The organism is Butyrivibrio sp. VCB2001, from assembly GCF_000423965.1.
In the GTDB taxonomy this organism is placed as follows: Bacteria; Bacillota; Clostridia; order Lachnospirales; family Lachnospiraceae; genus Butyrivibrio.
The window spans coordinates 135022-147508 of the sequence record NZ_KE384119.1 but is presented as its reverse complement, the minus strand read 5'-3'; the positions used below and the strand labels follow the sequence as shown (position 1 = coordinate 147508).

The 12487-nt window shown below is 46.9% G+C and carries 13 protein-coding genes; all 13 read left to right on the top strand.

What is annotated here, in order from left to right:
- Positions 1-21 precede the first annotated feature (21 nt).
- The gene (locus tag G589_RS0118250) at positions 22-531 is read left to right on the top strand and encodes a hypothetical protein (protein ID WP_051192604.1); all 510 of its coding nucleotides are present in this window, start codon (positions 22-24) and stop codon (positions 529-531) included.
- A gap of 14 nt (positions 532-545) precedes the next feature.
- Positions 546-1391, top strand: a complete 846-nt coding sequence (locus tag G589_RS0118245) for an alpha/beta hydrolase (RefSeq protein WP_026523122.1) — start codon at positions 546-548, stop codon at positions 1389-1391.
- Between the two features lie 97 nt (positions 1392-1488).
- Positions 1489-3063, top strand: a complete 1575-nt coding sequence (locus tag G589_RS0118240; protein ID WP_026523121.1) for a glycoside hydrolase family 28 protein — start codon at positions 1489-1491, stop codon at positions 3061-3063.
- Positions 3064-3510: 447 nt separating this feature from the next.
- Positions 3511-4656: a pectinesterase family protein gene (locus G589_RS0118235; protein WP_026523120.1), complete on the top strand. Its 1146-nt coding sequence runs from the start codon at positions 3511-3513 to the stop codon at positions 4654-4656.
- Between the two features lie 546 nt (positions 4657-5202).
- The gene (locus G589_RS22320; RefSeq protein ID WP_242826482.1) at positions 5203-6060 is read left to right on the top strand and encodes a ribonuclease domain-containing protein; all 858 of its coding nucleotides are present in this window, start codon (positions 5203-5205) and stop codon (positions 6058-6060) included.
- A gap of 208 nt (positions 6061-6268) precedes the next feature.
- Positions 6269-6544, top strand: coding sequence for a barstar family protein (locus G589_RS21540; protein ID WP_051192602.1), 276 nt, complete (start codon positions 6269-6271; stop codon positions 6542-6544).
- 185 nt (positions 6545-6729) lie between these two features.
- Positions 6730-7044, top strand: coding sequence for a DUF1858 domain-containing protein (locus G589_RS21775; protein ID WP_022768304.1), 315 nt, complete (start codon positions 6730-6732; stop codon positions 7042-7044).
- 242 nt (positions 7045-7286) lie between these two features.
- A complete protein-coding gene (locus tag G589_RS0118215; protein WP_026523119.1) occupies positions 7287-9011 on the top strand; it encodes a two-component system response regulator in 1725 nt (574 codons plus the stop codon).
- Positions 9001-9336, top strand: a complete 336-nt coding sequence (locus G589_RS20725; protein ID WP_051192600.1) for an Hpt domain-containing protein — start codon at positions 9001-9003, stop codon at positions 9334-9336. The genes G589_RS0118215 and G589_RS20725 overlap by 11 nt, the downstream gene beginning before the upstream one ends.
- A gap of 4 nt (positions 9337-9340) precedes the next feature.
- Positions 9341-10624 (top strand): chloride channel protein, encoded by a 1284-nt coding sequence (locus tag G589_RS0118205; RefSeq protein WP_026523118.1) that lies wholly within the window; start codon positions 9341-9343, stop codon positions 10622-10624.
- Positions 10625-10713: 89 nt separating this feature from the next.
- Positions 10714-11334 (top strand): DUF4234 domain-containing protein, encoded by a 621-nt coding sequence (locus G589_RS0118200; RefSeq protein WP_026523117.1) that lies wholly within the window; start codon positions 10714-10716, stop codon positions 11332-11334.
- Positions 11335-11476: 142 nt separating this feature from the next.
- A complete protein-coding gene (locus tag G589_RS0118195) occupies positions 11477-11746 on the top strand; it encodes a hypothetical protein (RefSeq protein ID WP_026523116.1) in 270 nt (89 codons plus the stop codon).
- 129 nt (positions 11747-11875) lie between these two features.
- The gene (locus G589_RS0118190; RefSeq protein WP_026523115.1) at positions 11876-12400 is read left to right on the top strand and encodes a hypothetical protein; all 525 of its coding nucleotides are present in this window, start codon (positions 11876-11878) and stop codon (positions 12398-12400) included.
- Positions 12401-12487 lie beyond the last annotated feature (87 nt).

The following is a 12487-nucleotide window of genomic DNA, read 5'->3' as shown; positions in this document are numbered from 1 at the left end:
TAATAAAGGGTTATAATAGCTATGATTGTAGAATTTTTCAGAAGAGGATTAAAGAAGGATATGAGCGAATCTAAGCAGATGCTTTTTGCCAGGAACCTGATCTGCGCCTGCATTGATAGTGATGACAACGCAGATTATCAGGGACTTATATACCATCAGTATGCGGACAACCCAATACCTTTTGACGGTATGACTGACTTTATGATGAAGCTTGAAGAGCTCTATGACGAGTGGGATTTCCCTCAGCGTGGCCTTGCACCCCGTATGTTCAAGAAGGGATCAAGGGACGACATCGGTTATAAGAAAAAGAATCTCTCGGACAAGCTCCCAATTGAGGTGATATCCGAGGCTAACGGCGTTCGCAACGTCCAGAATAAAAAGGGTAAGCTTGGAACCTTTGTAATCCAGGTTGTTTACAGACAGAATTCCACCTGGCAGGGACATGTGATCCACCAGGAAAAGAATGAGAAGATAGACTTTGTCAGCGCACTTGAACTTGTTAAGATCATGGACAGAGCTCTGAGACAGTGAATTGGTGAGGCTTTTTGAAGAACAAGAGCAGATTTAAAAAGATAATACTTGGCGTGTTAATAGTGCTGGTGCTGATCGTTGCAGGCCTCTTTGCGGCCTTCAAGATCTACACCGGCAATTATTATAATGCGGATAATACAGTAATTTCCGAGCTTGCAGATGAGCTCTCGGAGGAGGTACATACTTTTACTGCACCGGAGGGCATGGTTTTTCTGCCCCAGAATCAGGAGTACAGGGCGGTAATAGTTTTTTATCCCGGAGCAAAGGTTGAGTACACGGCTTACAGCGGCCTTATGTATCGACTTGCTGAGCGGGGGTACATATGTCTTTTGCCCAAAATGGCAGATAATGTGGCTCTCCTTAGTATCAATGCTGTGGATGCCTTAAAGGCTGCAAGGCCGGGCGATTCCGAGTCGGTTGAGGACCTGGACTGGTACCTGGCAGGCCACTCCCTTGGCGGAGTCGCAGCCACACGCTACCTCGCAGAATGGACCATGGGGACGGAGTCAGGGGCTCATTCTGAAAAATGGACCCAGGGGACGGAGTCAGGGGCTCATTTTTCCGGGGAGTACAAGGGCATAATTTTGTGCGCTTCATACCCGATGGATTCATTGGCAGGGACGGATCTGCGTCTTTTGTCCATCCTGGGAAGTAATGACACGGTTGTCAATATGAAGAAATACGAAGAAGCCAAGAAGGACTGGCCGGAAGATGCTGTTGAGTATGTGATTCAGGGCGGTATTCATTCGTATTTCGGAAATTACGGGATCCAGAAGGGCGATGGAGAGCCGGAGATCACGGCTGACCGGCAGCTGGATGAGACGGCGGAAGTAATTGATGAGTGGATTGCGGGAAATTGATGCCACTTTTACTTCATGATTTTACGGGGATTTGTATAGGAAATATGCTAATATGTAGGTAACTGCATATTAGCTTTTTTATTATTTGGAGGGTTTCATGGATTTTAAGATTGTAGAGGTTTTTAACAGGAGTGTGACCATCGAGCTTGACTCTGATGCAGTGTTTAAGCAGACTGCGGAGTTTGGCGTTTATGTGGATGGCTCAGAGAGGCTCAGGACTGACAGAAACGTTATTTCGGTGATGGGTCTTTTACCTGATAAGAAATATAAGATTGGCGTGGATGCAGGCGGAGAGCTTGTGGAAAAAGAGATTGTGACAGAACATGAGTCTGTGCTTCTGGACGTCAGGAAGTTCGGAGCTGTGGGAGATGGCGTAACCAGCGATACAGCGGCTATTCAGGCGGCTATCTGTGCCTGCCCGAAGGATGGAACTGTGTATCTGCCGGCAGGTAAGTACATTACTACACCGATTTTCCTTAAGTCTGACATGACTTTCTGGCTTGATGATGGCGCTGTGCTGCTCGGAGAGACGGACAGGAATAAGATTCCCGTGCTACCGGGCATGACTATGTCGACGGATGAAGCTGATGAGTACAATCTGGGTACCTGGGAGGGTAATCCTCTGGATAACTTTGCGTCGCTCGTTACGGCGATTGATGCGGAGAATCTGGATATTATCGGCCCCGGCGTCATTGACGGAAATGCGCAGAACTCTGACTGGTGGAAGGATGCCAAGGTTAAGAGAATTGCCTGGAGACCAAAGACCCTGTTCCTGTGCAGATGTAAAAAGGTAAGGGTTCAGGGCGTGACAGTGCAGAATTCACCTTGTTGGACAGTGCATCCTTATTATAGTGAGGACCTGGCTTTCCTTAACTTGTATATTCACAATCCTTCGGATTCACCTAATACTGACGGCCTTGATCCTGAGAGCTGCAGCGATGTAAGGGTTCTAGGAACCGTGATCTCCGTAGGCGATGATTGCATGGCGATCAAGAGCGGCAAGTATTACATGGCGCTGAAGCACCACAAGGTTACTGAGAGAGTGCAGATCCGCAACTGCAAGTTTGAAAGAGGCCACGGCAGCGTTACTGTTGGCTCAGAGGCAGCAGGCGGCGTAAGGGATGTAAGGGTTTCCCAGTGCGAATTTATCGGCACCGACAGGGGACTTCGTATCAAGACAAGGCGCGGACGAGGCGAGAGAAGTATTCTTGATGACATTTTGTTTGAAAATATAGTGATGGAGGGCGTTCACATGCCTTTCACTGTAAATATGTTCTATTTCTGCGACCCGGACGGTCACAGCGACTACGTGCAGAACCAGGCACCGGCGCCGGTTGACGAGATGACTCCCGTGATCGGCAGCATTTGTGGCAGACATATTGTGGCAAGTGGCGTTTCTGCTTGCGTTCTCTGTGCAGTAGGCCTGCCGGAGAGCCCTATCGGAGAGCTGCGCTTTGAGGACATCAAGGTGTCCTTTGCATCTGAAGAAGAGCGCGTGCCCGAGAGGCCTGTAATGATGGACAACTTCGACGAAATGACCGGTCGAAGTGTCTATGCGAAGAACGTCAAGGAGCTGGTGCTGAGGGATGTTGAGATTTGTGGTTCAGCGGATGCAGAGCCGGAGCTTGTTGGCGTTGAGAACAAGACTCTGGATAGGGTTGAGTACAGGTGAGGTTACTGTCTTGGGGTAAAATGAAGGCTGGACAGTAAGAGAAAACTTATTGATTGGCGGCATGTACTGTCCTGGAACGAAAAATCAAAGGGGACAGTTAGCATCATCTTGGTGATTTGGCAAGTGCTACTGTCTGGAGGCAAAAATTATGCAAGGACAGTAGCTATCAGGTCGACGATTGGTGGGGTGCAACTGTCCTGAATCAAAAATCAAGCAGGGACAGTTGCTATCAAAGCAATGATAGGTAGAGTGTTACTGTCTTGAAGATAAAAATGTGCAGAGACAGTAGCTGGTAATGAAGTGTATAGAAATGCGTAACTGTCTTGTATTAAAAATTGCACAAGGACAGTAGCTAGTAGCTTGATGACTGAATGCACGCTACTGTCTGATAAGCAAAAAAATATAGGACAGTAAATGACGCTGAATACATGGAATAATGAGGTGTATATGTTAACAATTAAGGTTGAGAAAAGCGGCGGAGATTACTCCGTAATACAGGAAGCAATTGATGCTGTGCCTTATGATGAGAGCGCGGTGATTGAGATTGGTGCCGGAGTTTACAAGGAGAAGATTTTCTGCGAGAAGAAGGATATAACTTTTGTTGGCTCAGGAATGGCTGAGACGGTCATTGATTATGATGATTATGCAAATGAAGTTATGCCTGATGGCAGCAAGCGTGGGACTTTCAGGACATATACTGCGTTCTTTGGTGGCAAGAAGGTGACAGTCAAGGATATGACCATCAGGAATTCTGCCGGAGATGGCAGAGTTGTGGGTCAGGCTGTGGCTGTATATGCAGACGCTGATGTCTGCAGGTTTGAGAATGTAAAGATGACCGGTTGCCAGGACACCTTGTTCTGCGCGCCACTTCCAGTGGCTGCAAGGCAGCAGAACGGGTTTATGGGGCCTCGCATGATGACTGAGAGGCGCCTGACCAAGCAGTATTACAAGAATTGCGAAATTGTTGGTGATGTGGATTTCATCTTTGGCGGCGCTGATGCGGTATTTGATGACTGTGTGATCACTTGCAATGACAGGATGTTCGGAAGAAGTAGTGCAGGTGTGTCAGCAAGCAGCACAACTATAGCTTCCGGGGCTTCGGGCTCAGGCGTTGACAAGGATCAGATCGATGTTTCTGAACGCATTATAAATGGATATGTTACCGCAGCATGCGGACTTAAGGATAATTTGGGATTTGTTTTCAGAAATTGCACAATTACCGGCGCTTCAGGCTGTGAGAAGGGCTCAGTCTTCCTAGGCAGACCCTGGAGAGAAGAGGCCAGAACAGTATTCCTTAATTGTACTATGGACGATAGCATAGCTCCCGAGCGCTTCTCAGGCTGGGGCGGAATAACAAAGGACGAGCCAAATACATTTTATGGCGAGTTTGGCACAAGGATTGCTACCGGTATAGGTGCAGAGGGTTCAAATACTGCCTCTGAGGCACCAAATAGCGGCGCTGAGGCAGGCAAGCCTGCTTCTCTTGAGCACAAGAACCCATGGGTCCGCGACATCGACGAATCCCTAGCAACAGAAATCACCCGCCGCGCCGACGAACTCGTGCAGGGAGTCAATGGGGACGGTTCTCTTTGACTCATTGCGCACAATGAGACACCGGGGACGTTTCAGGTTGACTCATTTTGAGACACCGGGGACGTTTCAGTTTGAGTCAAAACTTCTGAGTCAGCTGGGATGCTTCAATTTGACTCAAGACTTCTGAGTCACCAGAGATGCATCAATTTGGCTCAAACTTCAGCATAAGGCAGGATATTTTGTACGTTGGTTGGAAACGTGATTTCGACCGCCCCACAACTTGCTTCTATACAAAAACTAGTTGGAAATTTCAAAAAGGATTTTGGAGCCGCCTAACAATATTGACAAGAAACTACATCACAACGTACCGCGGAGCCGAGTGCTGTGATGTAGCTACAGTGATAGGCATGAAATTATCCAAGTGTAGAGGTTTGTGATTTCCAACTATTTTGTCATATATCAATCTTTATTATGCATTTGAAAAAAGCTTTCCAACCAAGAGACTTGTTTGGAGGGCTTTGTGATGAACTTTACAAGCATTTTCATGATTTGAGGTATTCTATCATTAGTTCCAAATACCGCAAGCAAACATAAAGGGAAAACAAGATGAATTTGACAAGAAAAAAGAGAAGCAGGCTTAAAGTCCTGCCTTTGATCCTTATAATATCGATGTTCCTGCTCTTTACTGGCTGCCAGAAGAAGCCTGCAACGCAGCCTGAACAACCTGGGCAGACTACAGCTACCGAGCAAGCCACAACAGCATCCACAGAGCAGCCTACAGAAGCCTCAGAAGCCACAACTCTGATATCTTTGCCGACTGAAGCGCCAGACAGCACCAGTACCGACGCAGCCTCACAGGATACAAGCCAAAAAGCTGCCACAGCAGAGACTTCGGACAAGGCTGCCACAAGCTTAAATGCCGCTCAAGCAGTATCAACAGATGTGACAAGCTCAAATGCCACTCAGGCGACATCAACAACAGATGCCAAAGGTTCAGATGGATCTAAGGCAGCATCAACAACAGATGCGACAAGCACAGCTACATCGCAGCTCTCATCTGCCACAGCCGAGAAGTCAGATAAATCATCAGCCTCGGAAGCTGCATCCCAGTCACCTTCCGATCTCATCCCCGAAGATGGCACCTACACCACCAAGGAGGACGTGGCGCTGTACATCCACACCTATGGCAAGCTTCCTCAGAACTTCATCACCAAGAAAGCCGCCAAGAAGCTTGGCTGGCAGGGTGGCTCCCTGGAAGATTACGCACCGGGCAAGTGCATCGGAGGCGATTACTTTGGCAATTATGAAGGGCTTCTTCCGGAAGACAAGGAGTATCACGAGTGCGATATTGGCACCCTTGGCAAGTCCAAGCGAGGCGCCAAGCGCATAATCTACTCGGACGATGGCTACATTTACTATACCGGCGACCACTACGAGAGCTTCGAACTCCTCTATGAGCCGTAGCATACAGCCTACGGTAATAGCTTTGAACTCCTCTACGAGCCCTAACAATCAGGAACAGCATCTGAATAAGCACATATCCTGATAGCCAACCGTTTCATTAGAAACATCATATACCATGACTACCAAGCTTTACATCAGATGCAATACAAACACAACACAATCACGTATTGCAACAAACAACCACATCACCTTTCCACAGGAGACACGCATGGAACAAGTTTTTTACATAGACCTTTCGAACGTTACCACCAAGTCCGAACTTCACGATATTTTGGCAAAAGAGCTACCTCTGCCGGAGCATTACGGGCACAACCTGGACGCTCTATATGACGTACTGACAGAGATAACCGACGCCTGGAACATAATCATCTATAATACAAGCGCCATGGAGCAGGAGAATCCTGACTACCTGAACAGGCTTAAAAAGCTCACCAGCCGCGCTCAGAAGGAATCAAGCAACCTCAAGATCAGATTCTACCCCTGATCCAACCAACCATGAAATCTATCGCAAATCTCATAACTACGTGCAAATAATATTAGGCTAAATCTGATAACCACATACATTAAACAATCAGCACAAATCCCATAACTACGCGCATCAAAAAAATATCTTGCGCACAATCGATTATAGGAGTAGAATAACGAATTGTATAAAGGAGTACATTAATTATGGGTTCATTAAAAGATTTATTCTTTGGAAGTGATACAGAAAGAGAGGGAAACACAATGTCAGAAGAGTTAAAGAACGAGAATGCCGGCGCAACAGCCGATAACGGTGACATCATAGATTCCAGCATGCTTGTAGGAGACATCATCAGACAGCACCCACTTGCAGCGCAGTTCCTTATGGAGTGCGGAATGGGATGCATCTCATGTCCCGCATCACAGATGGAGTCACTTGCTGAGGCTTGTGCAGTACATGGAATCGACGGCGACGAGATCACAGACGCCCTTAACGATTATCTTCTCGAGCACAACGCTTAATTAACAACACACGTAAAGCCCCTGAGACTCAAAAGGTCCCGGGGGCTTTTCACATGCATCTATTCCCCACCAAACATGAAGAATCCAAAAACAATCCATAAAAAGTATATATTTTTACGTTAACATGCAATTACTCATAGTATAATTAATATGCATTACTAGTGCGCGCCACACCAGTACACCAATACACAAGCACACTAACACACCAGTAACACCTCACCCTCCCAAAAAGGTGATTGCTCATGACAATGGACAGCTCCAACAAACTGGATATAGGAGCCAAGCACGGCCGGGATTTCAGGCGAACCATCCTTATCGTAGATGATGAGCCGGTCAATCTGCGCATTCTTGGCAACATCCTGGGTGATGAGTATGACATAGATTTCGCCACGTCAGCCGACGAGGCCATAAGCATAATCCAGACTGAAAAGGACGCCATTTCCCTGGTACTTCTCGACCTACATATGCCGGGAAAGAGCGGTTTTGCTGTGCTCGATGCCATGAGAGTAGACAAAGACCTTCATAACATACCGGTTGTTGTGGTTACAACCGACAAGGATGCTGAGGTTGAGAGCCTTCATCGCGGAGCAGTAGACTTCCTTGGTAAGCCCTACGACAAGCCCGAAGTCATAAAGGCCAGAGTGGGCCGTGCCATCGAGCTTTTCATCGACAAAACCATCATCGGAGCCACAGGAATCGACCGCCTCACAGGCCTCATGACCAGGGACTTCTTCGTCCAGTACTGCCATGAGTACGACAAGTACCACCCTGAACAGCAGGTGGACGCAGTGGTTGTAAACTTCATCAAGTTCCACCTGATCAACGACCTCTACGGCCGAGTCTTTGGCGATACAGTCCTAAAAAGCATGGCAGAGGGCGTAAGAACCGTTGCCAGAGCCTACGGAGGAGTTGCCTGCCGCCACAACGCTGACAGCTTCTACCTCTACATCGAGCACCAGAAGGACTACGACTACCTGAAAAAGACAATTCTTGACAAGCTCGGCGAAGTCATGAATAACATAAATGCAAAGCTTCGAATCGGCGTGTATCCTGACCTTTATCGCTCCTGCACCCTTCAGCAGCGCTTCGACCGCGCCCTTCAGGCTTGCAACACCATATCCAGAAACGCCCATAACACTGAGGTTGCCATCTACAACAACGAGATGCATGAAAAAGAGCTCTATGAAGAGCGACTTCTCAGGGACGTGGATGAAGCTCTTTTGAACAATCAGATCAGCGTCGTATTCCAGCCAAAGTATGACATTTCCGGACAGCGCCCCGTACTTTGCAGCGCAGAGGCGCTCATTCGATGGAAGCATCCGAAGTTTGGCTTTGTGAGCCCGGATTTCTTCATTCCGCTCTTCGAGGAAAACGGACATATAAAAGAAATCGACCGTTATGTTTGGCGTGAGTCCGCCCGTCAGATCCGCAGATGGCGGGAAATATACGGCGTTACGGTGCATGTTTCGGTAAATGTTTCAAGCGCCGAGATCTTTGACCCGGACCTTTTGGAGTTCCTAAACGGCATTGTCAAGGAGAATGGCCTTGAGAACTCGGATCTGTCGCTGGAAATCACCGAGTCATCCTATACAGACAGCGTCAGCGGAATTGTCGAAGTCGTAAAAAACATAAGAAGCCACGGCTTTAAGGTAGCCATGGACGACTTCGGAAAGGGCTACTCATCCCTGAACATGCTGACAAACCTGCCCATCGACTCGCTCAAGCTCGATATGGCCTTTATAAAAGATATTTCTCCTGACAACAAGGAGATGCACATGGTGGAGTTCGTCCTTAGAATGGCGGAATTTCTGAAGGTTCCGGTCATTGCCGAGGGCGTTGATACGTATGAGCAGTTTGCTCTTTTAAAGGAAGCGGGCTGTAACATCATACAGGGTTATTATTTCTCAAAGCCGCTTACCGCCGGCGAGTTTGGGAAACTTATAGAAAGGAGCTGCCATGACAATTGATTCCTTGAGGGAATTTGGTGCAAACGTAGATGAAGGCCTCGAGAGATGCATGGGCATGGAGGACTTCTATATTGAAATGATAGAGCTTGGCATGTCCGACGAGCGCTTTGAGCTCCTTGGCCGTAACCTTGAGGCAAAAGACCTTGAGGAGGCCTTTGAGACAGTGCATGCGCTAAAGGGCGTCATCGGAAACCTCGCTCTTGGGCCACTCTATGAGACCATCTGTGAGCTGACCGAGCACCTTCGTGGGCGAGAAGAGATTGATTATAAGCCGCTTTATGATAAGCTAATGGAGCAGCGTGATCAGGTAAAAGAGCTGAAGTGAAGCCATGGACGAGAAGAAGAATCCCTTATCATTCATAATTGAACATTTTCATGAGGTAGACCTCTGGGGGCGCATAAGAGTGCTGTTCAGGTGGCTGTTTTTGGGCAGCGTGACAGGACTTGTTGTGGGCGCTATAGGTGCGATATTCTCTAAATCAATTATTTTTGCAACACAATTTAGGATAGCACATGACTATATTATATTGGGCCTTCCTGTGGCGGGACTTCTGATTGTCTTTTTATACAGAATCTGTAAGGACTACGAGGACAAGGGAACGAACCTGGTCATCAAGTCTATTCAGGAGGGGGATATCCTGCCTATTACCAAGGCTCCCCTGATATTTATTTCAACAACCTTGACACACCTCTTCGGCGGATCAACAGGCCGTGAGAGCGCAGCTCTGCAGATGGGCGGAAGTATCGGTTATAATCTGGGCAAGCTCTTTAAACTAAAAGAGGGTAACGTCAAGATAATCACCATGTGTGGCATGAGTGCTGCATTCTCCGCACTTTTCGGGACACCCATGACAGCTTCGTTTATGGCAATGGAGATTGAAAATGTAGGTGTTATGTATTATTCGGCGCTGGTTCCATGCGTTGTTTCGGCACTGGTGGCCCAGGGCATCAGCGAATGGATGGGAGCGACGGGAGAGCAGTTCGCAGTAAATGTAGTCCCGGAGTTCACGCCATATCACGCGATATTCACCGGCGTACTTGCACTGCTGTGCGCAATAGTGAGTGTTATTTTTTGCGAAGCACTCAAGTTTTCGGGAAAGACCTACAAGAAGCTCCTGCCAAATCCTTACATCAGGATCTTCGTAGGCGGATGTATCGTAGTAGCCCTGACATACCTCTCCGGCACAAGATACTACAACGGCGCAGGTATGAACGTCATCGAGATGGCAATCAAGGGCGAAGCTCCGTACTTTGCATTCCTTCTTAAGATGATATTCACAGCTCTGACTCTCGGTGCAGGCTATAAGGGCGGCGAGATTGTCCCGGCGCTGTATATAGGAGCGACCTTCGGATGCATTTACTCACAGCTCTTTGGCTTTGACCCGGCACTTTGCGCAGCTGTCGGAATGGGAGCGCTGTTCTGCGGAGTTACCAACTGCCCGATTTCATCGCTGTTTATCTGCTTCGAGCTATTTGGATTTAAAGGAATGCCATTTTATCTGCTGGCCGTGGCGCTGAGCTACACGTTCTCCGGCTATCACAGCCTCTACAGCAGCCAGAAGATCATGTATTCCAAGTTCCATAACAAGTTCGTAAACCGAGACACTATGTGACGGACTCAGAATATTTCTATATTTACAAAAAAATCCTCCTTACCTATAATAAACATGTTGTTTATGTAGAGGTTAAGGAGGATTTTATTATGTTTTGTAGTAATTGTGGGACACAGATAAATGATGGGGAGAAGTTTTGTCCTAATTGTGGAGCACCTGTTCAGGGAGCAGATCAGAATGCAACTCAGGAGTCTGCAAACGACGAGATAAAGGGCTTTTCAGCAGATAGCGCAAATGGTACAGCCGGAGCAAACAGCTCAGCCGGCCCTAACTTTGGAAATACCTACTCAGCACCATACGGTTTCATGCCACTTAGAACAGACCGTAGCCTTCTGGTATATATTCTGCTTACAATCGTTACATGTGGTATTTACAGCTGGGTATTCATCTATCAGCTTATTCAGGATGTTAACATCGCCTGCGACGGTGACGGAGAAGAAACAATGAACTTCTGGCTCTTCTTCCTGCTTTCACTTGTAACATGCGGTATTTTTGCATATGTTTGGTACTATCAGCTTGGTAACAGGCTTCAGAACAACTGCGCAAGATACGGACAGCCTACCACCGAGGGTGGTACAGCAGTTCTCCTCTGGATGCTCCTTGGAGTTCTCCTGTGTGGTATCGGTGTTTTCATTGGATGGAACATCATCATCAACAACACAAACACTGTATGCCGTGGCTACAACAGAGCACATGGAATCGGTGCCTGAAACAAAAATACCAAATTATAAACTTTTTGTGTAATTTTATTAAAATTTATTAAACTCTATGCTATAATTTCATATAGAGGTTGTTATAATAACCTTCGGTTTCTGACGTCGAGCTTTGCAACTAGAGAAAGGACAACTGATTATGTCTGACCAGCTGAAGTATTCTCCGTTCAAACCAAACCTAAAGACAGCCGAAGTATTAGCATGGGGCGATCCGGAGTACAATCTATTCGACCAGTTAAATGAGAAGTATGCGAAGAGCCATCCGGAATATTACAAGCTTTCTACCTATGAAAAGATGGTTATCAAGCAGCAGATTCATCACGAGGCCATCGGCCTTACACCACTGAATCTGATCCTGGAATTTGTTGAGGATCCTCAGTTTGATGAGTTCCGCGCAATAGAATACTAATAACATATAGACGCCACGGTTCAAACATATTTTGGGCTGTGGCGTTTTTTCGTTAATTAATATACGGTATAACTTTCGTTGCTTTGGTGCAAAAAGGTTGCTACAATTAATTCATAGGGGGATGACTCAATGCTCAAATTAGCGTATGTGGGGATTGCCTTTGCACTAGTCTTTTATGTAGTGTTTGGTCTGGCTGTTCGTTTAATGGAACTTACCCAGAGAGCCAGGAATAAGGCAAGGCTGATCATTCTATTAGTTTCCTTGTTTATCTTCTCAATATCAGGTGTTACCGCCGGAGTCCTTAATATCAGATCAGGGCTTACTCTTTATGGCGCGGTATTTACGGTGCTTGGAATAGCAGCCATTATCTTTATCTTTTCCATCTTTTTTGAAATTCATCAGATCAACACCCGTGTGAGGATGCGCAGATTTATGGTGCTCTTCGACATCGTTGACAGGTTCCACAACGAGGGCAAGACTCACGAGGAGATCTTCGAGTACCTGACCAAGATCCAGAAGCTTAAGAATAAGGAAGCATCAGACTTCCTTGAGTTCATATCGGATCCGACCAATCACCAGTTTTTGGTTGACGTTAACGACAAGATCCAGGAGGCCAAGATGCTACAGAAGGCCGAGAACGATTATTACCGCTAAGGAACGCTTTTTTGTTAAAAGAACTATCGGTGGCTCCCATATTTTTGGGAGTCACTTTTTTGCTTTAAAGTATTGACTTTTCTTAAC

Bases quoted from the DNA above. Each gene is read 5' to 3' on its own strand.
- G589_RS0118190 (WP_026523115.1), top strand. From the start codon at position 11,876: ATGCTCAAATTAGCGTATGTGGGGATTGCCTTTGCACTAGTCTTTTAT.
- G589_RS0118205 (WP_026523118.1), top strand. From the start codon at position 9,341: ATGGACGAGAAGAAGAATCCCTTATCATTCATAATTGAACATTTTCAT.
- G589_RS21540 (WP_051192602.1), top strand. From the start codon at position 6,269: ATGGAACAAGTTTTTTACATAGACCTTTCGAACGTTACCACCAAGTCC.
- G589_RS0118200 (WP_026523117.1), top strand. From the start codon at position 10,714: ATGTTTTGTAGTAATTGTGGGACACAGATAAATGATGGGGAGAAGTTT.
- G589_RS0118195 (WP_026523116.1), top strand. From the start codon at position 11,477: ATGTCTGACCAGCTGAAGTATTCTCCGTTCAAACCAAACCTAAAGACA.
- G589_RS21775 (WP_022768304.1), top strand. From the start codon at position 6,730: ATGGGTTCATTAAAAGATTTATTCTTTGGAAGTGATACAGAAAGAGAG.
- G589_RS22320 (WP_242826482.1), top strand. From the start codon at position 5,203: ATGAATTTGACAAGAAAAAAGAGAAGCAGGCTTAAAGTCCTGCCTTTG.
- G589_RS0118240 (WP_026523121.1), top strand. From the start codon at position 1,489: ATGGATTTTAAGATTGTAGAGGTTTTTAACAGGAGTGTGACCATCGAG.
- G589_RS0118215 (WP_026523119.1), top strand. From the start codon at position 7,287: ATGACAATGGACAGCTCCAACAAACTGGATATAGGAGCCAAGCACGGC.
- G589_RS20725 (WP_051192600.1), top strand. From the start codon at position 9,001: ATGACAATTGATTCCTTGAGGGAATTTGGTGCAAACGTAGATGAAGGC.
- G589_RS0118235 (WP_026523120.1), top strand. From the start codon at position 3,511: ATGTTAACAATTAAGGTTGAGAAAAGCGGCGGAGATTACTCCGTAATA.
- G589_RS0118250 (WP_051192604.1), top strand. From the start codon at position 22: ATGATTGTAGAATTTTTCAGAAGAGGATTAAAGAAGGATATGAGCGAA.